We start from the raw sequence: 19,614 nt of genomic DNA, 5'->3' as shown, positions 1-19,614 counted from the left end.
CGCCGCGCCCCTACCCCCGCGCGGGATTTCGGTCAGGGGACGTCGCCCCGCCACGTGTACACCCGGTCGTCTGCCGTGCGGGGCGCGTAGACCGCGCGGCCGCCGGGCCCGTAGCGGCCTATCTCGGTGGGCAGACCCACGCCGTGCCGCTGCTCCGCCGGGCCGTGGTCGGTGACGTCCAGCAGCAGTCCGTCCAGCGGTCCGCCGGACAGCTCCGCGTACACCCGTCCCTCGCGCGGCCCCGGATCGTCGTGGTCCGCCCCGTACACCCGGCCGCGCATGAACTCCGTCTCGTCCATAACGGCAGGGTGGCATCCCCCACTGACAACGGCCCTCCCCGCGTCCGAAGAAGCACGGGGAACCACGCGACCAACCACGACGCAGCCGCCGACACGGACCGGGCGCAGGCCCCCTACGCGGTTTCCTCCCGCGCCCCCGCCCACGGCGCCGCCGCCCGCCCCTGGCTCCACGCCAGCAGCCCGTCCCCGTCGACGCAGACGATCCCGCACCGCTCCGCGTACTCCAGCGCCGGCACGGTGAACTCACCGGTGGTGACGACGACGGCGACGTCGGCCTCGTGCACCGTGAAGCAGGTGCCGCCGAACCGCTGGAGATCCTGCGACCCGACCTTGTTGTCCTCCCCGTACCGCTTGCACTGGACGACGAGCCGGCGCCCGTCCGGCGTCAGGGCCGTCACGTCGGCGCCGAGATCGCCCGCGCCGCCCACCACCTGGACCTCGGTGCAGCCGTCCCGCGCACACAGCTCGGCCGTGGCGGCCTCGAACTCGTCCGGCGTCAGGGCCTCGTGGTCGATGCCCTGCGCCACGGGCAGCGGCGAGGTGACCTCGTCCACCGGACCCGCCTGGGCGGGGATGACGAGCGGAGCCGGCGCCGGCGCGTCCAGCTCGTCGAGCGCGGTGGACGTCCCCCGGGCGAACGCGCGCCCGGCCTGCCGGGCTATCCCCGCCGCCGACAGCCGCCGCCTGCGGCGGCCCCGCGCCACGGCGACGGCGAGGACCAGGCAGAGCAGCACGACGGCCCACACCGGGCGCCGTTGCATCACCCCGGCCAGCGCGCGGACCGCGAGGCCCCCGATCACCAGCGCCGCGGCGAGCAGACCGAAGAACATGGCGGTGGAGCGCAGGTCGAAGCGCCGGCCGGGGCGCAGCGCACGGGTACGACGCTCGGGCATGGTCACCGTGGTGACTCCTCTCTCTGGACGGCCGGACACCGGCGCCCGGGACACCGGGCACGCCGAAGATCACAAACGCCGTCTGCCCCCGATCGGCTCGCTCACCAAATACGGGGCGAGCGGCCTGTTTCCGTCTTCGGCGGGAATGAGGCGACCGTGAGGAGATGCCACGATGGTCGGGAGCACGGCCGGACGGATGGGGAAGCGGACATGGACTGGCGGCTTTTCGCCCAGCGCATGGCGTCGATGGCCAGGGACCTGCTCGCGGAGCACACGCTCGACGCGACGCTGGAGCAGATCTCGCGCTCGGCGGTGGAGCTCGTGGACGGCTGCGACGCCTCGGGCATCCTCGTCCTGAGCGAGGGCCGGGTGCGGTCGCTGGCGCCGACGGACCCGTTCGTCGCCGACAGCGACAGGCTGCAGGGCGAGCTGCGCGAGGGGCCCTGCTTCGACGCGGCACGGCCCGATCGCCCGGAGCGGGTCTTCCGCATCCCCGACCTGACGGCTGCTCCCCCGGAGCGCTGGCCGCACTTCGTGCCCCGCGCCCGGGAGCTCGGGGTGGGCAGCATGATGGGCTTCCTCCTCTACACACGGGAGGAGGAGCTGGGCGCCCTCAACATGTACTCGCGCAAGCCGGGGATGTTCACCGAGGACAGCGAGACGGCGGGCTGGCTGCTGGCGTCGCACGCGGCGGTCGCCTTCGCCACCGCCCGCTCCGACGAGCAGATGCAGGAGGCCATCGCCACGCGCCATCTGATCGGCGAGGCGATGGGCATCCTGATGGGCCGGCACCACGTCACGGAGGACCAGGCGTTCGATCTGCTGCGCACCCGGTCGCAGCGCACCAACACCAAGCTGCGGGACGTGGCGCGGGAGATCTGCGAGTCGGGCGGCCCGGAGCGCTGACCGCCCGGCTCGTCGTACGGCGCGCGCTCAGCGGGCGGCGGTCCAGTTGTGGGCGACGTCGATCACGAGACGTCCGTCGAGCTGCAGCACGCGGAACGGCAGCCGTCCGCGCACCCCGAGACCGAGCTGGGTGTCGCCCTCGAAGCTGCCGGCGAACCGCGCGTCACGGAACGTGCGGTACCCGGTGAGGTCGACGCCCGGCAGGGGGTGCCCGGAGCGCGCGGGATAGGTGGCCGCGCCCGTCCCGGGGTCGTACGCGGGTGCGGTGACGCGGACCTCGAGGATCGCGCCTCCGGAGACGGGGATGTGCCGTCCGGACCCGTCCTGGTGCAGCCGGTCGACGTAGCGGACGGAGTAGCCGAGGTCGCCGCGGGCGGCGCCGGGCACGTCTACGACCATGCGGTCGTAGCAGTCGTTCCTGCCGGTGCGGACGTTTCGCACGGACTCGGAGGTGGCGGCGGTGGCCGCCTTGTCGGTGGAGCCCCAGCCGGTGGGGCAGACCGTGGCCGCGGCGGGCGCCGCCGCCGACGCCGCCACGGCCGGACCCGCCGCCGTCACCAGCGTGGCGCCGAGGAGCACCGCCGCCGCACAGATTGTTCTTGCTTGAAGCATTTTCGGCCCCCTGGGACTACAACGTTCTGATATCGGGTGAGACGAGCGGGATGACCCGATGGTTGCGGTCGTTCGGCCGGTCGCCGTACCGGCGCGCATGGCACATGCTGGTGGGGAGCGGACGAACGTCCCGTTCCGTGTGCACCGGGAGGGCGTCACATGGGTGGTGCAGCCGCCGCACCGCGCGGGAAGCGGCCGGCGGGCTCGCCCGTGCCCGACGAGGCGAGGAGCCGGACCGCGCGCGGCGAGGCCCGCATCGAGGACGCACTCGCGGACGCCTTGGTGGCGGCCGTGCGGGACACCGGAAGTTACGGCGGGGCGGTGTACCTGCGGTCGCGCGACCGCAGGTCACTGGTGCTGTGCGTGATGTCCGGCGTGCCCCGCTCGCTGCTGAAGCCGTGGTGGCGGATCCCGGTGAGCGGCACGCTGCCGATGTGCGAGGCGTTCCGCAGCGGCGAGATGCAGTACCTGCCCGACGACCGGGCGACGATGGTGCGCTTCCCCCAGTTCACGGCCGCCCTGCCGTACTCGTTCGCGCACGCCTACCTTCCGGTGCGGGTGGGCGGCGAGACGGTGGGCGTCCTGGCGGTGCTGCACTCCTCGTCCCGGGAGCCGGCCGCCGAGGAGGAGGTGCGGGAGGGGCTGCGCCGGGCCGGGCGGGAGACGGAGGAGCGCCTCGCCGAGTACGCGCACGGTCTGCCGGGCCGCAGGGACGCGGACGCGGTGGCGTACGGCATCGAGTACGACGACCAGCCGGTGAGCGTGCGCCTGCCGACGCCGCCTGCCCAGGTGGTGGCGGTCGGCATGGTCGAGTGGGATCTGGACGGTGACACCTGGACGGGGGACGACGACGCGCTGGCACTGCTGGGGGTGTCCCGGGAGGAGTTCGACGGCACCATGGCCGCGGTCGAGGAGCGGGTGTCACCGGACGATCTGTACGAGCTGCGGGCGGCGCGGCGGGAGGCCGAGGACAGCGGGCAGGTCCGGGGCCGCCACTTCCGGGTGCTGGACGAGTCGCGGGACGACGGGGAGACGGTCGACTACCGGCCGGTGGAGCTGTGGGGCCACGTGGTCCGCGCCGGGGACACGGGCCGGCTGCTGGTGGGCGCCCTGGTCGACGTGGCGGGCGGCGTCACCGCCGCGGAGGCGGCCGAGCGGCTGCCCGACGGGTTGTTCTCCCTGGACCAGGACGGCCGGGTCATCTACGCCAACCGCCGCTGCCAGGACCTGCTCGGCTGCGACCTGGAGCGGCTGCTCGGGCACCACCCCTGGCAGGTGCTGACCTGGCTGCGCGACCCGGCGTACGAGGACCGCTACCGGGCGGCGATGCTGACGCAGCAGCCGGTGTCGTACCTGGTGCGCGACCCGGACGGCGTTTGGCTGGGCTTCGTGCTCTACCCGGGCGTGCACGGGCTGACCGGCCGGGTCTTCCGCACCGCCGCCCCACCGGGCGCGGAGCCGGGACGGCCGCTGGAGGCGTCCTCGGAGTCGGTGGCCCCGCCGACCGGGCTGGTCACCGCCGCCCGCGCGGGGGCGCTGTACCACGTGGTGCAGATGGCCAGCGTGCTCACCGAGTCGGTCACCGTGCGGGACGTGTGCCGGGCCGTGTCCGAGCAGCTGCTGCCGGCGTTCGGGGCGCAGGAGGTCGCCCTGTACACGGTGCGCGACGGGCGGATGTACCTGCTGTGGGAGAACGGGTATCCGCAGCACTTCCTCGACCCGTTCGAGGGGGTGCCGCTGGAGGCGGACCTGCCCGGGGTGCACGCGCTGACCGCGCGCCTGCCGCTGTTCTTCGAGTCGCCGGAGGAGCTGGTCGGCGCGTACCCGAGGCTGACGCTGGACCCCATGACGTCCTGGGCGTTCCTGCCGCTGATCGCCTCCGGCCACCCGATCGGCTCCTGCATCCTCGGCTGGAACACCCCGCACCGGTTCACCGCCGAGGAGCGCAGCGCGCTGACCGCGCTGGCCGGTCTCGCGGCGCAGGCGATGGAGCGGGCCCGGCTGTACGACGCCGAGTCGGCCGTGGCGCGCGGGCTGCAGGAGGGGCTGCTGCCGCACCGGCTGCCCGCCATCGACCGGCTGCGCATCACCGCCCGCTATCTGCCCGGCACCAAGGGCATGGACATCGGCGGCGACTGGTACGACGTCATCCGGACGGGGCGGGGGGTGGCGCTGGTCATCGGGGACGTGGAGGGGCACAGCGTGGGCGCGGCGGCCGTGATGGGGCAGCTGCGCAGCGCGGTGCACGCGTTCGCCGCGAGCGGGCGGCCCCCGCAGGAGGTCATCACGCACACCAACCAGCTGCTCGCCGAGCTGGAGACGGACGTCTTCGCCACCTGCTGCTACATCGAGCTGGACCCGGCGACCGGGCGCGCCCTCGCCGTGCGGGCCGGCCATCCGCCACCGCTGCTGCGGCATCCCGACGGGAGCGCGGAACCCCTGGAGCTGCCGGGCGGCGTGCTCCTGGGCGTGCAGCCCGAGGCCGACTACCCGGTCACCGAGCTCACCCTGGAGCCCGGCAGCGTCCTGGCGCTCTACACGGACGGGCTGATCGAGGTGCCCGGCAGCGACATCGCGACCGGCATCGAGACGGTCCGCACATGCCTGGCCGCCTCCCGGACCGACTCCATGGAGGAGCTGGCCGACCGGTTGCTCGGCGCGGCCCGCCGCGCGGAGGACCGGCCGGACGACGTGGCGCTGCTGCTCACGGCGTACGACCGGGCCGACGCGGGCTGACACCCGCGCGGCGGACGGGCACGCTCAGGCGCAGTAGCGGACGAGCCATTCGTCGGGGTTGTAGGCGAAGCGGGCCGGGTCCGGTGCGACGGCCGGCTTCTCCTCGACCAGATCCTCCACCCGGACGGGCTCCGGCAGGCTCCCGAAACGGGCCTGGCGGGCCTGCGCGGCCACGTCGTCGTCCTCGTGTGCGCGTACGCTCTCCCGGCTCACGGCGCTTCCCCTCTCCGGCGGCCGGCGCTCCCCCCTCGGACAGCGCCGCGGCCTCGTGCGATCAAGTGTCACACACGGACGGCGTAACGGACGGGGCTGTGCACGGTCCGCGGTCCGGCGGGCGGACGTTCTCGCCCTCCGAGCGGTGGGCCCTCTCATGGGCAGCAGGTGCCGGGATCCGCCCGGCCTGGCGGAGGAGAGCACGTCGATGCCGTCGACACGCGGTGGGGCGGGCGCCGGACCCCGGGCGGGTGTGCTGCGCCGGCTGGGCGAGTGGTGCACTCGCCACTTCGTGATGGTGATCGTCGCCCGGCTGGTCGCCCTGGTGGTGTGGCAGGTCGTCAGCCGGGCCGTCGCCGGGGGTCCGCCCCGGCACGCACGAGGGCGGCAGGGCCCCGGAGGGTCCTGCCGCCCGCTGTGCGTGGGGTGCGGTCGTCAGGCGTTGCGCCGCACGCTCCGCAGCACGAAGAAGCCGAAGATCACCAGCACTCCGCCGATGGCGGCCGGCCACAGCTGCGCGCCGGTCTCGGCGAGGCTGCCACCGGCGCCCTGGGCCTGGGTGTTGTCCTCGAGCTCGGGGAGGCTGCCGGGCACCTGGGCGGCCTGGGCCGCCTGGCCGCCGTCGTCGTTGCCGCCCTGGCCGGTGTCCGCGCCGCCCTGGGCGACGTCCTCGCCGCCGGCGTCGGCCGGGTCGGAGACCTTCACGTCGGGCTGGGCCGTGGCCTTGTCGTCCGCGGGCTTCTCGGTCGCCGCGGGCGGCTCCTGGCCGTCCTGGCCGTCCTGGTCGCCGCCCTGACCGCCGTCGTCCTGACCATCGCCCTGGTCGCCGTCGTCCTGACCGCCGCCGTTGCCCTGGCCCGGGTCGTCGGGCGTGGCGGTGGGCTGCTCGGCGCCGTTGTCACCGCCACCGTTGTCGCCGCCGTTGTCGCCACCGGCGTTGCCGTCGTCACCGCCGCCGTTGTCACCGCCACCGTTGTCGCCGCCGTTGTCGCCACCGGCGTTGCCGTCGTCACCGCCGCCGTTGTCACCGCCACCGTTGTCGCCGCCGGCGCCGGCGCCGCAGGTGCGGCCCTCGTTGATGCAGGCGACCATCTCGTTCATCAGGTCTTCCTCGAAGACGTTGATGAAGTCGCCGTGGTCGGTGATCGGCTTGTGCAGCTGCTCGGGGAAGGAGTCCACCGCGAACAGCGGGACCGTCCTGCCGCCGTCCTCCAGGCTCGGCGCGTCGACGTCGTACACGATGCGCTGGACGAGCTGCGGGATCGGCTGGAAGCCTGCCGGGCAGTTGCCCTCGGCGTCCATGAACGCCATGTGCGTACGGTGGTTGGCGCTGTCGATGTTGCGGCCGTCCCAGCAGCTCTGGAAGGCGAACGAGCGGACCACGTCGCTGCCCTCGGGGCACAGCGGGTACTTGTCCTTCAGCTGCCGGTCCTCGAATCCGGTGCAGCTCCAGGAGGCGTTGGCGTTGGCCGGACCGTTGACGAAGGACTTGGCGTCGCCGGTGATGATGCGCAGCAGCCGGGGCATGGCCGTGACCTTGGCCTTCGGGTTGCCGACGAAGGTCAGCGTGACGTCCTTCGGGGTGACGATCTCACCGGCGTTGCCCTCGATGCCGCCGCCCGGGGACTGGGCGTCGCGCTCCTCGGTGCCGTTCTGCAGGCGCAGCACCGGCCAGTAGTAGGAGGACTTGTCGCGCTGGTCCTCGCAGCTGGTCTCGGCGCGGGCAAGCTCGTCGTCGCTGACGAAGGCGTTGGTGGCCTGGTTGCCGATGTAGTCGTGGAAGTGGTGGGCGCCGTTGCTCACGCCGGGCGCGGCGATGACGTTGTCCGAGTTGAACACGCCGTTGGCGTTGACGCCGCACTCGCTGGTGAAGGTGCCGGTGGAGGCGTTGCCCGACGGCTCGGGGGTGTTGACGTTGGGCTGGACACTCTCGATGGGGACGTAGTCGCCGGGCACCGGGCCGTTGCCGGCCTGGCCGCCGTTGCCGCCGCCCTGGTCCTGGCCGCCCTCCTGGCCGCCCTCGTCCTGGCCACCCTGGTCCTGACCGCCGCCGTCCTGCTGGCCGTCGCCGTCCTGCTGGCCGTCGCCGTTCTGCTGGTCCTGGCCGTCGCCGGTCTGCTCTCCGCCGTCGCCGCCCTCCTCGGGGGCGGGGGCGTTGCCCGAGTCGCGCACCGCGCAGGCCGCGAGGTCGTCGAGGCCCTGCGGCCGTTCGGCGCCGGCCTTCTCGATGGCCGCCCCGATACGGGCGAGCACGGCCGCGCGCTTGTCCTTCAGCGGTCCGGCGACGGCGTTCTCGGCGAAGCCGGGGTCCTGGCGGATCGCGTCACCCGACTCGCCGAGCCGCTTGTAGGCCTCGGCGATCTGGGCGTCCAGGTTGGCGAGTTCCTTGTCCACCTCCGCGCGGGCCTGGTCGGGCACCTCGGTCAACTGGGTGGCCACATCGGGGCAGTCGATGGTGGCGGCTCCCGACAGCACCTGCGCGTCCGTCGTCCCGCCGTCCGTCGCGGAAGCGTAGACGTTGGCCGCCATCATGCCGCCGCCGCCCAGGATCAAGGCGAAAGCGGCGAGCGTCGCGCGCTGTTTGGGGCGTCTGCGTGTGTTGCGTGCCAAGGCAGTACTCCTACGCTTCTGTCGCGGGGGACGGGCATTCGATTCCCACGCCCCATACGCAGGCGGACCGCATCGTGTTCAACCGCCTCAGGATTTCTTCCGGAAATCTCAGCGACCGCAGGCCACTTGGGACCCTCGGCCCCCGCCGGACGAGGTGCGTCCGGCGGGGGCCGAGAGGGTCAGAACGTCACGTCCTGCCTGGTCAGGTGAAGTTCACGTCGCTGCACAGGAAGTACGTCTGGTCCGAGTGCGAGGCCTGCCAGATCGTGTAGACGACGTGGTGGCCGCTCAGGCCGGAGGTGCTCACCGGGATCGCGTAGTTGTTGCCCGGGGCGTAGGAGCCGGTACGGGTCAGCAACTGGAGGTCGTCCCAGCGCAGCCGCTGGGTCTTGGGGTCGAAGCCCTGCTTGGTGACGTAGACGAGGAAGTAGTCCGCGCCGTGGCTCGCCTGGTCGTACAGCTTGACGGTGAAGTTCCTCCCGACGTTCGTGGTCCTCCAGGCGCCGGGCGTGTCCATGGAGCGGTAGCGGCCGTTCTCGGTGTTGCCGCCGCTGCAGAGCGTGCCGTCGGGGACGACCGCGCGGAAGTTGCCGCGCGAGCCGTCGCGGTAGAGGCCGTTCCAGTTCCACATGGCGTTGGTGTTGTCCTGCCAGGCCTGCCAGCACATCGGGTCCTGCTGGGCCATCGCCGGGTTCTGGAAGTCGCTCCCCCACCGCAGCCAGCAGCCGTAGTTGCGGGACGCGGGGTCCACGACCGAGCCGTGGGCGTGGGCCGTGCCGCTCCAGGGGACCAGACACAGCAGCGCGGCGACGACGGTGCCCAGGACGAGCGTGAGCCGGGGCAGGCCCCGCGACGCATCACGCGTCAACAAGTCATGTACATGCCAATTCATGGTTGCCTCTTCTCCCGCCGTGAGGGTCATGGAGTGCGGGTGCGCGCAACCCGCCGCGCGCACCCGGTGGGAGCGCTCCCAGAATCAATCTGCGCCCAGGCGGCGGAAGGGGCAACCCTCCGTTCTCGCCACTTCCGTCCCCCGGTGGCGCGTTCGACACTTTCGACGGCGCGGCGCGCGGCGCCCGCCGTCAGAGCCGGTCGAGATCCGCCGTCGTACGGCCGAGGCAGACGACCGAGTCGTCCATCGGCACACCGTCGATCTCCTCGAAACCCATGCGGTCGTAGAAGGCGCGGGCGGGCTTGTTGGCGACCGCCATCACGAGGTGCACGGCCGGGACCCCGCGCTCCGCCAGGGACGCGAGCAGGGTGCGCATCAGCCGGCGCCCGTACCCCCGGCCCTGCCACTCGGGCAGCAGGTCGATGTGCAGATGGGCCGGCCAGGCGGCGAGCTCCGGCACGACCATCCGCTCGGGGTGGTGCAGCAGCCAGGCGATCGTCTCGTCGGGGGTGGCCGGCGGGCCGGGCGGGGCGGGATGGCGTGCGGCGACCAGCGGGAGCCACTCGGCGCGGAACCGCTCGGCGAACCGGACGGTGTCGGCGGCCCCGACGACATAGCCGACCGCGTTCCCCCGCCCGTCGTCCAGCACGAAGGCGAGCTCCGGCTCCAGATGGGCATAGGGGGCGGCGAAGGCGGCGGTGAAGACGGACGGGTCGGCGTAATGGGGGCGGGCGTCCTGGCCGTTGTGCGCGGTGCGGACGCAGATGTCGTCGAGGGCGTCGCGGTCCTCGGGGCGGTACGGACGGACGGCGGGAGTTCTGGTCATGACGGCATCCTGCCTGCGATGGGAGCGCTCCCACAAGTGCTTCACGGAAGGCCGGGTCACCCGTGCGCCCGGGCGTGACATGGCGGACCGTGGGCACCCGGTGGCCATGAAGCTGCATATCCCGGGCCGGGGCGACCGGTCGGCACACCATGACGCGCCGGACGAGTCCGCGTCCACGCGGAAGGCCGGGCAGCCTGCTGATGAGCCGGGCCCGAGCGACGAGGTGGAACGGGCGGCGCCGGACACCCCGACGAAGCTGCCCAAGGGCGCGTGGAAAGGCGCGCTCAAGGGCAGCGTGCGCGAGTTCAAGGACGACGAACTCACCGACCGCGCCGCCGCCCTGACGTACTACGGCGTGCTGGCGCTGTTCCCGGCGCTGCTGGCCCTGGTGTCGATCCTCGGCCTCACCGGGAAGTCCACGACGGACAAGGTGCTGGAGAACGTCCAGGAGCTCACCGCCCCCGGCGCGGCGCGGGACATCATCACGCAGGCGATCGAACAGCTGCAGGGCAACGCGGGCGTCGGGTCGCTGGTGGCGGTCATCAGTCTGCTGCTCGCCGTCTGGTCGGCGTCCGGCTACGTGGCGGCGTTCATGCGCTCGGCGAACGCGGTGTACGACATGCCCGAGGGCCGCCCGGTGTGGAAGGTGCTGCCTGTCCGGGTGGGCGTAACGGTCGCGCTGCTGCTGATGGCCGCGGTCAGCGCGCTGATCGTGGTCTTCACCGGCGGGCTGGCCCGGCAGGCGGGCGATCTGCTGGGGCTGGGCGACACGGCCCTCACGGTGTGGTCGATCGCCAAGTGGCCGGTGCTCGTCCTGCTGGTGACCGTCATGATCGCACTGCTGTACTGGGCCGCGCCAAACGCGAAGGTGAAGGGGTTCCGCTGGATCACCCCGGGAAGTTTCCTGGCGCTGCTGATCTGGCTGGCCGCCTCCGCCGGCTTCGCGCTCTACGTCGCCAACTTCGGCTCCTACAACAAGACGTACGGCACGATGGCCGGTGTCATCGTGTTCCTGATCTGGCTGTGGATCACCAATCTGGCGATCCTGCTGGGCCTCGAGTTCGACGCGGAGATCGCCCGGCAGCGGGCCATCGCCGGCGGTCACCCTCCGGAGGAGGAGCCGTACACGCAGCCGCGCGACACCCGCGCCTGGGACGAGCAGGACCGGGAGAAGATGGACGGCGCCTGACCCCGCGGGGTCCGGGCGTGCGGCGGGGCCCGGCGGGCGTCAGTCCGCCAGCCCCGCCGCGATCGTGGCACCCAGCTCCCAGCAGCGCTCCAGGGCCGCTTTGTCGGGTTCGCCCGTGACGGTCACCGCCTCGGCGGCGCGGCGCCAGCCGAGGCCGGTGGTGACCGACTCGATGCCGCGCACGGCGCCGGTGACGTCGTTGCCGCCGTGCACGTAGTACCCGAAGGGGCGGCCCTGCGTGGTGTCCAGGCAGGGGTAGTAGATCTGGTCGAAGAAGTGCTTGAGCGCGCCCGACATGTAGCCGAGGTTGGCGGGGGTGCCGAGCAGAAAGCCGTCGGCGTCGAGGACGTCGGCGGCGGTCGCGGACAGCGCGGGACGGCGCACCACCCGGACCCCTTCGATCTCCGGGGCGGTGGCGCCGGAGACGACGGCTTCGAACATCGCCTGACAGTTCGGCGAGGGCGTGTGGTGGACGATCAGCAGGGTCGGCACATCCCCGACCCTGCCGTGCCGGGCGCCGCGTCCGCAAACCGGGCCCCGGCGAGGTGCCGTTGTGACGGGGGCTCGCGAGTGGCACGATGCCCGGCATCGGCGAGGGAAGCGAGGTGGGTCGTGGGCGGCGAGGTGCACGGGTCCCCGGCGGCGGCGGTGTTCGACGCGCTGGGCAGTGACTACGAGAAGGCGTTCGCGTCCTCCGCGGCCCACCGGGCGTCGCTCACCTGGCTGCTCGAACGGCTCTCCCCCGGCAGCACCGTGCTGGACGTCGGCAGCGGCACCGGACGGCCCACGGCCGCCACGCTGGCCGGAGCGGGACACAAGGTGCTCGGCGTCGACGTGTCGCCGGTGATGGTGGAGATCGCCTCCCGGCAGGTGCCCGAGGCCGAGTTCCGGTGCGACGACGTCCTGCGGATGCCGCTCCCGGAGGGCTCGTACGACGCGGTCTGCGTGTACTTCTCGCTGCTGCAGATGACGCGGGCGGAGCAGCGGGATCTGGTGCGCCGGCTGACGGCCGCGCTCAGGCCGGGCGGTCTGCTGGTGCTGGCCACGGTGCCGCTGGACGTGGAGGAGTTCGACGGGGCGTTCATGGGTCAGCCGGTGCGGGTCACCAGCTTCGCCGCGCAGGACGTCATCGGCATGGTGCGGGAAGCGGGCCTGACGGTGGAGCGGGAGGAGAGCACGATGTTCACCCCGAGCCATCCGGAAGCGCGCCCGGAGCCGCATCTGTTCCTGCACTGCCGGCGCGGCGACGCCTGACGCCGGCCGCCCGCGCCGTCACGACACGGGCCGGTCCCCTCTGCGTGGCCTGGAGGTCGCGAGGGAGTTGGGCCCGGCCGGCGAGGACGCCGGACAGCATGCAGATCACGAAGGTGCAGCGGGGCGGTGCGCGGTGCACGCGGCGCCCTGGGGGCGGTATGCCGTACGGCACGGGCATCAGCCGGTCATGCGCTTGCGCCAGGCCGGTTCGACCTGCCTCCACTCGGCCTCCCAGAGGTCCAGGCGGCGCAGCCGCAGCCGGGCGCGGGCGATCCATCCGCAGAGCAGCACCATGCCCCCGGTGACGAAGGCCACGGTGAGACCGGCCATCGCGACCTGGAAGCCCGCCTCGGCGCCCTCGGGCGGCGCGGACACGAGGCGGCCGTCCCCGTCGTTGTAGACGGTGACCTGGTCGCCCTTCTCGCCGTCCGCGGGGACCTGGGCCCGCCCGGTGTGGCGGGTGCCGTCGGGAGCGGTCCAGCGCACCTCGGCCCAGACGCCGCCGTCGCCGTTCTCGGACACGGGCACGGGGGCCGCGTCGCGCGCGTTCTCGGCCAGCACGGCCGCAACCGGGCGGGTGCGCTCGCGGCGGTCGTCGAGGGACGCGTCGACGGCGCCGGCCGCCGCGATCCCGGCGAACCCCGAGAGGACGAGCGCGAGGACGGCCGTGGCGATCAGCAGCCAGGCCTCGGCGACGTCGCTGCGGCGGCACAGCGGATTGCTCCGCCATCGCCACCAGGGCACCTTGGGCCTCGCACCATGCGTCGTCGCCATGGGAGGTCACCTCCTCGCGCGGGTGCCGATCGCGCCGTCACCTCCAGGGTGGCCCGTTCTCCCCCGGCCCGCACGGGCGGAACGGGCCTTTCCGTGAACGGGTCCGCCCGTCCGTCCCGGACCGGTGCGGCAGGAGGGCGGGACGGCCGGGTCCCGCCGCTCCGTCCGGCGGTCAGATCGTCGGGTGCACCGGGACGACCTCGTGCTGCGGGACGCCGAGGACGACCTTGAGCGCGCCCGTCTCGGCGGCGTTGGCGAACACGTCGTACGCCTCCTGCATCTGGTCCAGGGGGAAGGTGTGGGAGACCAGACGCCGGGTGGGCAGCCGGCCGGACGCGGCCATCCGCAGCAGGGCGGGCGTGGAGTGCGTGTCGACGAGGCCGGTGGTGATGGTGACGTTCTTGATCCAGAGGTCCTCGAGGTGCAGCGTGGCGGGCGTGCCGTGCACGCCGACGTTGGCGACGTGCCCGCCGGGGCGCACCACCCGGGTGCACAGTTCGAAGGTCTCCGGGACGCCGACCGCCTCGATCACCACGTCCGCGCCGAGCTCCCCGGTGAGGTCCTCGACCAGCTGCTCGGGGCCCTCGCTCGCGTCGGCCACCGCGTCGGCGCCGAACTCCTTCGCCGCCTGGAGCCGGGACGCCGCCAGGTCCACCGCGACCACGCGCTCGGGGCCGAACAGCCGGGCCGTGGCGATGGCGGCCAGCCCGACCGGTCCGGCGCCGACCACGACGACCGTGTCGCCGGGCCGCACGCGCCCGTTGAGCACGCCCACCTCGTAGGCCGTGGGGAAGATGTCCGCCAGCAGCACCGCGTCCTCGTTGGCGAGGGCGCCGGGCAGCGGGTACACCGACAGGTCGGCGAACGGCACCCGTACGTACTCGGCCTGCGTGCCGTCGACGAGATGCCCGAGGATCCAGCCTCCGCCGCCCCGGCACTGCCCGTACATGCCCTCGCGGCAGAAGCGGCAGCGGCCGCACGCGGTGATGCAGGAGACCAGGACCCGGTCACCGGGCCGTACGGTACGGACGTCGGCGCCGGCCTCGACCACCTCGCCGACCGCCTCGTGTCCGAGGACGGTCCCGGGACGCACCTCGGGCACGTCGCCCTTGAGGATGTGCAGGTCCGTCCCGCAGATGGTGACGGCGTCGACGCGGACGATGACGTCGCCGGGCTCCCGGATCTCCGGATCGGGAACCTCCTCCCAGGCGGACTGCCCGGGGCCGTGGAAGACGTAACCCTTCATGCCGATCCTCACCCTTCACGCTGAGCGGCGGGCCTCGGCGCGGGGCGCACGCACCCGCCTGCGTCGGCGGAGCCGGGGTGTCCGGAACCGCCCTGCACTTCCAGTGTGTGCGCGGTTCGCCCGTTCTGCCGACACGGGCCTCTTGCCGCCGAGGCCGGGGGCCGCCGGCGGACGCCGGGTCGGACGACCCGGTTCAGGCGACCGGGCGGGCCATGCCGGTGTGGAGGGCGTGCCGGGTGTGGCGGGCCGAGTCCGTCAGGCGTTGGGTGAGACGGGCCGCCAGGGCGTACAGGTGGCGTACCGCGGCCAGGTGTTCCAGGCGGGGGGCCAGGGCGGAGAGGGTGATGGCGAGGGCGACGCCCGTCCAGGCGACCGGACCCAGGGGGACGCAGCCGAAGAAGTGGCTGACGCCGGGCGTCTGCACCAGCGCGGCGAGGACCGCGGCGGAGCCCAGCGCGGTCACCCACACCAGAGTGCTGTGGCGGCGTCCGGAGAGGGTCTGCACCAGCTGTGCGCCGACCACCCCGCACAGCGCCATGGTGGTGGAGCGGCGTTCGGTGCCGGGGGTGAACCGGCCGATCAGGTACGCCGTGACCGCGCCCAGGCAGGTGGTGACGCCGCGCCGCCGGATGGAGCGCAGCAGCGGCGTGCCGAGCACGTCGAGGCCCATCGGACCGGTCGCTGCGTGCGCCTCCGTGGACGGGTCGTTGCTCGGCGTCACCGCCACGGCCATGGCCGGGAACATGTCGGTGAGCAGGTTCACCAGCAGCAGCTGGCGGGTGGACAGCGGCGAGGAGCCGGCGAGCAGGGTGCCGAGCACGCTGAAGCCGACCTCGCCGGCGTTGCCGCCGATGAGGATGCTCACCGCGTCGGCCACGCTGCGCCACAGCGCCCGGCCCTCGGCGAAGGCGTCCACCAGGACGGACAGGTCGCCGCCGGTGAGGACGATGTCGGCGGCGTTGCGTGCGGCGGCGGAGCCGCGGGCCTCGATGCCGACGCCCACGTCGGCCGCGCGGATGGCGGCGGCGTCGTTGGCGCCGTCGCCGGCCATCGCCACCACCCGCCCGGCCTGCTGGAGGGCCTCCACGACGTGCAGCTTCTGCTCGGGCGCGACACGGGCGACGACCCCGGCGCCGTGCAGGGCCCGGACCCGTTCGGCGCGGCCCATGGCGACCAGGTCGTCGCCGGTGACCACCTCGGTCTCCTCGGGCCAGCCCAGTTGCAGGGCGATGGCGCGGGCGGTCTCCGGGTGGTCGCCGGTGAGCATGACGGGCACGATGCCGGACTTCCGCAGGGCGGTGAGGAGTTCCCGGGAGGTGTCGCGGGGCACGTCCGCGAGGGCGACGAAGCCGACGAGCTCCAGGCCGGAGAGGCCGGCCTGCACCTCCGCCTCCGGGTCGGCGCCCTCGTACCGGCGGCGGGCGACGGCGAGGACGCGCAGTCCCTGCCCGGCGAGGGTGTGGGCGGCGCCGGCCGCCCCCTCCGGCAGGTCCGCGCACGCGGGCAGCACCGTCTCGGGGGCGCCCTTGACGACGAGGTACGCGCCGTCCTCGCCGTCCCGCCCCACGGCCGCCGCGTAACCACGGCTGGCCTCGAAGGCCAGTTCGCCGGCCGGGGCCCAGTCCTCGTCGGGCGGCGCGGCGTCCAGCACGGCCTCGTCGGTGGCGTGCGCGACCTTGCGGCCCTCGGCGGTCTCCTCCTGGGGGCAGGCACGCGCGGCCATCCGTACGACCGGTACGGCCCGTTCGTCGTCCGGGGCCAGGACGGCGCCGTCGGCGGTGGCGGCCCGCACCAGACGGAGGCGGTTCTCGGTGAGGGTGCCGGTCTTGTCGAAGCACATGGTGTCGACCCGGCCCAGCGCCTCCAGGGTGCGCGGGGTGCGCACCAGCACGCCCCGGCGGGACAGGCGGCGGGCGGCGGCCATCTGTGCGACGGTCGCGACCAGCGGCAGCCCCTCGGGCACGGCGGCGACGGCCACCGCGACCCCGCCGCTGACGGCGCGCCGCAGCGGGCTGCCGCGCAGCAGGGACAGGCCGGTCACCAGCGCTCCGCCGGTGAGGGTGACGGGCAGCGCCTTGCGGGTCAGTTCCTGCAGCCGGGCCTGCACACCGGCGGGCGGCGGTGTGCGGGAGGCGAGGGCGACGGCGCGGCCCGCCTCGGTGTGGTCGCCGGTGTCCACCACGAGCGCCTCGGCCCGTCCCGCCACCACGGTGGTGCCCTCGAAGACCATGCAGGTCCGCCGTGCCACCGGTGCGCCCGGCGTCGCCTCGACGTTCTTGGCCACGGGCAGTGACTCGCCGGTGAGCGACGACTCGTCGACCTCCAGCCCGTCGGCGCTCAGCAGCCGCGCGTCCGCCGGCACGACGTCGCCAGCCGCGAGGTCGATGTGGTCGCCCGGCCGCAGTCGGGTGGCGTCGACGGTGACCGTCCGGTGGTCGGTGAGGTGGCGCCGCGCCCGGGGCTGCTGACGGGCGGCGAGCCGGGCGAGGGCGCGTTCGGCGCGCAGCCGCTGGAGGCCGCCCGCGACCGCGTTGAGGTCCATCGCGCCGACCACCAGCAGCGCGTCCACCAGTGAGCCGAGCAGCGCCGAGGCGACCGCGCCGGTGGCGAGGACCGGGGTGAGCGGGTCGTCCAGCTCACGGCGGACCGCGCCGGCCGCCTCCCAGGTCCAGCGGGCGGGCGCGGCGGCGCCGGTCCGGGCCAGGCGCGCGGCCCGCTGCCGCACGCGGTCGCCGAGCAGGTCGAGCCCGACCGGTTCGGCCTCGGTACGGGCGTGCCGCAGGAGGGTGCGCGCCTCGTGCGGTTCGAGGGCGTGCCAGGGCACGTGCAGCCGGGGTTCGGGCGGCGCGGCGCGAGCCACGCGGACGGCCTCGGTCCAGCCGGTGAGAAGGGCGCCGGCCGCGGCGACGTTCACCGGGGCGTGGCGGGTGAGCCGCTGCCACACGCGACCGCCGGGGGTTCCGCCACGGGCCACCAGCAGCCCGGAGAGGGCGGCGCCCGCGCGGGCCAGGGTCTGCGAGCGGCGGCCGACGCGGCGGGCCGCCGGGATCGCGGTGAGCAGCCGCCACACGTCCGCGAGTCCGCCGGGGGCGAGGGCGTCGGCCCCCCACGGGACCGCCGAGCTGCCGTCGGTGAGCGCGATCGCCACGTCCCCCGCGGGCAGCCCGTCCGCGATGTCCCGGTCCCCGCCGACGGGCACCCTGGCCACGCTGACGACGATGTGCCCGTCCTGCTGGAGGGCACGGACGGCGTCGCCGAACGGCAGGTCGGCGGGGGCGACCTCGTCGGCGAGGCGGGTGATGTCCTTCAGCTCCGAGCCGCCGGTGACGACGACGTGCAGCCCGGCCCTGCGGGCCGCGTCGAGCACCGCCTCAGCCCAGGGGTGGACGGGGTCGTGGTACGGCGCGGGCTCCTCGTCCTCGGCCGGGGGCAGGCTGCGCAGGGCGTCGGCGTGCAGCACCAGCGAGTCGGCGATCTCCAGCTGGCGCAGCCGGTCGCCGCCGCGCACCAGCACGCCCGTGCGGGCGAGTTCGGTGCCCAGCACGGAGTTGAAGGCGGCGGGGCCGTAGCGCGCGGCCTTCGGCGAGCCCGCCAGTACGGCCTCGGCCGCCTCGCCGGTGTCGTGGGTGACGAGGAGGGTGGCGGCGGCCCCGGCCACGCTGCCGGTGCCGGCGTTCGCCGCGTACGCCTGCGCCGGGGTCACGCGCAGGGGCGGGCGGACACCGGGCACGGGCGGCACGCTGGTGCGCCGCTCCCGGCACACGTCGTCGTGGAGCGCCTCGAAGGCGGCCGCACGGGCCGTCGCCTCGGTGAGCTGCCCGGCGCGCAGCAGCCCGTCGAGCAGCAGCGACACCGGGGACTGGGCGGCGCCGTGCGCGGCGGCGTTCGCGGCGGCGAGCAGCAGCTCCATGCCGCTGCCGCCGAGCCGCTCGCGCAGCCGGGCGCGGAAGCGGGGATTCTCGCGGAGCAGGGTGACGAGGGCGGTGACCCCCTTGGGGCTGCGCGGCAGCCCCAGCGACCGGCCCGCGAGGGCGCCGGCCGCACCGGCGGCGTCCAGCAGCAGCGCGGCGGCGGCGACCCGCACCTCGCGCGGGTCACCGGGGTGCGTGGTCCCGGCCTCCGGCCCGGGGCCGGCGTCCTCGGTGAGCCCGAGGCGCCCGGCGACGGCGACGGCCCGCTCGGCGACGCGGTCGCCGGCCGCGTCGGTCACGGCCGTCACCACGAGCCGGGCCAGCCCCTCGTCCCAGTACGCGGTGACGACGTCGGGGTGTTCCAGCAGCTCGGCGGCGGCCTCGCGGGCGAGGGGGCCGACGGCCGCGTCGGGGTGCCGCAGCGCGAGGTGCACGCGGTGGCCGGCCCGCCAGTGGCGGTCGGCGCCGAGGGCGTTGCGGGCGACGTGCGTCAGCCGGCGGGTGGTGTCGTGGAGGGACGTCACGCCGTGGACGGTGCCGCGGGCCATTCCGGCGGCGGCGCCCGCCACGGCGCCGGCGAAGGGGGCTACGTCGAGCAGTGCGAACATGCGGGATCCCGTCCCCGGCTCAGTCGGAGCGCCGGGTGTGGCCCGGCCGCCCGGAGGAGTCGTCGTGTCCGGTCGCCGCGGCCACCTTCTTCAGCGCGGACGCGGTGCCTTCGTCGCCGACCTTGGCGGGCTGGACGCGCGGGGCGGGGTGGTGGCGGGTGGGGGTGAGACGGTCGCCGGGGCCGGTGTCGCGGTCCGGGTGCATGTCGCCGCGGCCGGGGGCGCCGCCCTCGGGGACCACACCCTCGCGGGTCGCTGCGGCCCACGCCTCCTCATCGGCGTGGGTGCGCGGCGTTCCGTCGGCGGTTTTCTGTTCGTCCCGCGGCTTGGTGAGCCAGGCGACCGCCGCGCCGGTGAGGGCGACGGGCCACTCCACCAGGCCGGCGACGCCCAGGACGCCCGCGCCGGTGTAGACGGCGATGCGGCGGCCGCGGGGGGACACCGCGCCGAGGGTGTCGAGGGCGGCTCCGGCCGCCCGGCCGACGTGGCCCGCGCCCGGCAGGCGGCTCAGGTGCGAGGCGACGGCCCGCAGGGGTTGCGGAAGTTCCGACGCGCGCGGCGTTTCCTGCTCCATGTCGACCTCCAGCACCGGACACGCGTGTCCGCTTCTTTTGTGGACCTTGGGCCCATCGTCGGGCGGGAGCG

The 19,614-nt window shown here is 74.5% G+C and carries 16 protein-coding genes; 4 read left to right on the top strand and 12 right to left on the bottom strand.

The features are described from left to right. Positions 1 to 32 precede the first annotated feature (32 nt). The gene (locus ELQ39_RS30345; protein ID WP_242595086.1) at positions 33 to 299 is read right to left on the bottom strand and encodes a hypothetical protein; all 267 of its coding nucleotides are present in this window, start codon (positions 297 to 299) and stop codon (positions 33 to 35) included. A gap of 113 nt (positions 300 to 412) precedes the next feature. After that, positions 413 to 1,198, bottom strand: a complete 786-nt coding sequence (locus ELQ39_RS30340; RefSeq protein ID WP_225640495.1) for a restriction endonuclease — start codon at positions 1,196 to 1,198, stop codon at positions 413 to 415. 204 nt (positions 1,199 to 1,402) lie between these two features. Between ELQ39_RS30340 and ELQ39_RS30335 the strand changes: the two genes are divergently transcribed. After that, positions 1,403 to 2,098 carry a GAF and ANTAR domain-containing protein gene (locus ELQ39_RS30335; RefSeq protein ID WP_242595084.1) on the top strand — a complete coding sequence of 232 codons (696 nt, stop codon included), beginning with the start codon at positions 1,403 to 1,405 and terminating at the stop codon, positions 2,096 to 2,098. A 27-nt stretch (positions 2,099 to 2,125) separates the two neighbouring features. On the opposite strand, the gene ELQ39_RS30330 is transcribed toward ELQ39_RS30335, so the two are convergent. Continuing rightward, positions 2,126 to 2,710 carry an AMIN-like domain-containing (lipo)protein gene (locus ELQ39_RS30330; RefSeq protein ID WP_242595082.1) on the bottom strand — a complete coding sequence of 195 codons (585 nt, stop codon included), beginning with the start codon at positions 2,708 to 2,710 and terminating at the stop codon, positions 2,126 to 2,128. 159 nt (positions 2,711 to 2,869) lie between these two features. Between ELQ39_RS30330 and ELQ39_RS30325 the strand changes: the two genes are divergently transcribed. Beyond that, a complete protein-coding gene (locus ELQ39_RS30325) occupies positions 2,870 to 5,446 on the top strand; it encodes a SpoIIE family protein phosphatase (protein ID WP_242595080.1) in 2,577 nt (858 codons plus the stop codon). Between the two features lie 24 nt (positions 5,447 to 5,470). Here ELQ39_RS30325 and ELQ39_RS30320 read toward each other — a convergent pair whose 3' ends face one another. From ELQ39_RS30320 to ELQ39_RS30305, 4 genes are all read right to left on the bottom strand, one after another. Beyond that, the gene (locus tag ELQ39_RS30320; RefSeq protein ID WP_190003172.1) at positions 5,471 to 5,659 is read right to left on the bottom strand and encodes a hypothetical protein; all 189 of its coding nucleotides are present in this window, start codon (positions 5,657 to 5,659) and stop codon (positions 5,471 to 5,473) included. Positions 5,660 to 6,094: 435 nt separating this feature from the next. Further along, on the bottom strand, positions 6,095 to 8,188 hold the full coding sequence (locus ELQ39_RS30315) for a DUF1996 domain-containing protein (RefSeq protein WP_242595684.1): 2,094 nt from the start codon (positions 8,186 to 8,188) through the stop codon (positions 6,095 to 6,097). Between the two features lie 283 nt (positions 8,189 to 8,471). Next, the gene (locus ELQ39_RS30310) at positions 8,472 to 9,161 is read right to left on the bottom strand and encodes a lytic polysaccharide monooxygenase auxiliary activity family 9 protein (RefSeq protein ID WP_242595078.1); all 690 of its coding nucleotides are present in this window, start codon (positions 9,159 to 9,161) and stop codon (positions 8,472 to 8,474) included. Between the two features lie 190 nt (positions 9,162 to 9,351). Next, positions 9,352 to 9,987, bottom strand: a complete 636-nt coding sequence (locus ELQ39_RS30305) for a GNAT family N-acetyltransferase (RefSeq protein ID WP_242595076.1) — start codon at positions 9,985 to 9,987, stop codon at positions 9,352 to 9,354. 106 nt (positions 9,988 to 10,093) lie between these two features. Here ELQ39_RS30305 and ELQ39_RS30300 point away from each other — a divergent pair, with 106 nt between their 5' ends. After that, positions 10,094 to 11,176, top strand: a complete 1,083-nt coding sequence (locus ELQ39_RS30300; RefSeq protein ID WP_242595074.1) for a YihY/virulence factor BrkB family protein — start codon at positions 10,094 to 10,096, stop codon at positions 11,174 to 11,176. A 39-nt stretch (positions 11,177 to 11,215) separates the two neighbouring features. On the opposite strand, the gene ELQ39_RS30295 is transcribed toward ELQ39_RS30300, so the two are convergent. Continuing rightward, positions 11,216 to 11,668, bottom strand: coding sequence for a flavodoxin family protein (locus ELQ39_RS30295; protein ID WP_242595072.1), 453 nt, complete (start codon positions 11,666 to 11,668; stop codon positions 11,216 to 11,218). Positions 11,669 to 11,788: 120 nt separating this feature from the next. On the opposite strand from ELQ39_RS30295, the gene ELQ39_RS30290 reads away from it, so the two are divergent. After that, positions 11,789 to 12,430, top strand: coding sequence for a class I SAM-dependent methyltransferase (locus tag ELQ39_RS30290; RefSeq protein ID WP_242595070.1), 642 nt, complete (start codon positions 11,789 to 11,791; stop codon positions 12,428 to 12,430). A gap of 177 nt (positions 12,431 to 12,607) precedes the next feature. Here the strand turns inward: ELQ39_RS30290 and ELQ39_RS30285 are convergent, their stop codons facing one another. From ELQ39_RS30285 to ELQ39_RS30270, 4 genes are all read right to left on the bottom strand, one after another. Beyond that, positions 12,608 to 13,204, bottom strand: coding sequence for an Rv1733c family protein (locus ELQ39_RS30285; RefSeq protein ID WP_242595068.1), 597 nt, complete (start codon positions 13,202 to 13,204; stop codon positions 12,608 to 12,610). 172 nt (positions 13,205 to 13,376) lie between these two features. Beyond that, positions 13,377 to 14,450: a zinc-dependent alcohol dehydrogenase family protein gene (locus ELQ39_RS30280; RefSeq protein WP_225640499.1), complete on the bottom strand. Its 1,074-nt coding sequence runs from the start codon at positions 14,448 to 14,450 to the stop codon at positions 13,377 to 13,379. Positions 14,451 to 14,643: 193 nt separating this feature from the next. Then, complete coding sequence (locus tag ELQ39_RS30275) at positions 14,644 to 18,969, bottom strand: cation-translocating P-type ATPase (RefSeq protein ID WP_242595067.1); 4,326 nt, start codon at positions 18,967 to 18,969, stop codon at positions 14,644 to 14,646. Positions 18,970 to 18,988: 19 nt separating this feature from the next. Next, positions 18,989 to 19,543 (bottom strand): hypothetical protein, encoded by a 555-nt coding sequence (locus ELQ39_RS30270; protein WP_242595066.1) that lies wholly within the window; start codon positions 19,541 to 19,543, stop codon positions 18,989 to 18,991. Between the last annotated feature and the right edge of the window lie 71 nt (positions 19,544 to 19,614).

The sequence above is a fragment of the Streptomyces sp. GB4-14 genome (assembly GCF_022696125.1).
Classification (GTDB): domain Bacteria; phylum Actinomycetota; class Actinomycetes; order Streptomycetales; family Streptomycetaceae; genus Streptomyces; species Streptomyces werraensis.
Note: the sequence above shows the minus strand (reverse complement) of the source record. Positions and strands in the feature narration are given on the sequence as shown.

Coding starts and splice junctions, on each gene's coding strand:
- ELQ39_RS30305 (WP_242595076.1), bottom strand. CDS start 9,987: ATGACCAGAACTCCCGCCGTCCGTCCGTACCGCCCCGAGGACCGCGAC.
- ELQ39_RS30270 (WP_242595066.1), bottom strand. CDS start 19,543: ATGGAGCAGGAAACGCCGCGCGCGTCGGAACTTCCGCAACCCCTGCGG.
- ELQ39_RS30285 (WP_242595068.1), bottom strand. CDS start 13,204: ATGGCGACGACGCATGGTGCGAGGCCCAAGGTGCCCTGGTGGCGATGG.
- ELQ39_RS30275 (WP_242595067.1), bottom strand. CDS start 18,969: ATGTTCGCACTGCTCGACGTAGCCCCCTTCGCCGGCGCCGTGGCGGGC.
- ELQ39_RS30330 (WP_242595082.1), bottom strand. CDS start 2,710: ATGCTTCAAGCAAGAACAATCTGTGCGGCGGCGGTGCTCCTCGGCGCC.
- ELQ39_RS30300 (WP_242595074.1), top strand. CDS start 10,094: ATGAAGCTGCATATCCCGGGCCGGGGCGACCGGTCGGCACACCATGAC.
- ELQ39_RS30310 (WP_242595078.1), bottom strand. CDS start 9,161: ATGAATTGGCATGTACATGACTTGTTGACGCGTGATGCGTCGCGGGGC.
- ELQ39_RS30280 (WP_225640499.1), bottom strand. CDS start 14,450: ATGAAGGGTTACGTCTTCCACGGCCCCGGGCAGTCCGCCTGGGAGGAG.
- ELQ39_RS30345 (WP_242595086.1), bottom strand. CDS start 299: ATGGACGAGACGGAGTTCATGCGCGGCCGGGTGTACGGGGCGGACCAC.
- ELQ39_RS30335 (WP_242595084.1), top strand. CDS start 1,403: ATGGACTGGCGGCTTTTCGCCCAGCGCATGGCGTCGATGGCCAGGGAC.
- ELQ39_RS30315 (WP_242595684.1), bottom strand. CDS start 8,188: ATGGCGGCCAACGTCTACGCTTCCGCGACGGACGGCGGGACGACGGAC.
- ELQ39_RS30325 (WP_242595080.1), top strand. CDS start 2,870: ATGGGTGGTGCAGCCGCCGCACCGCGCGGGAAGCGGCCGGCGGGCTCG.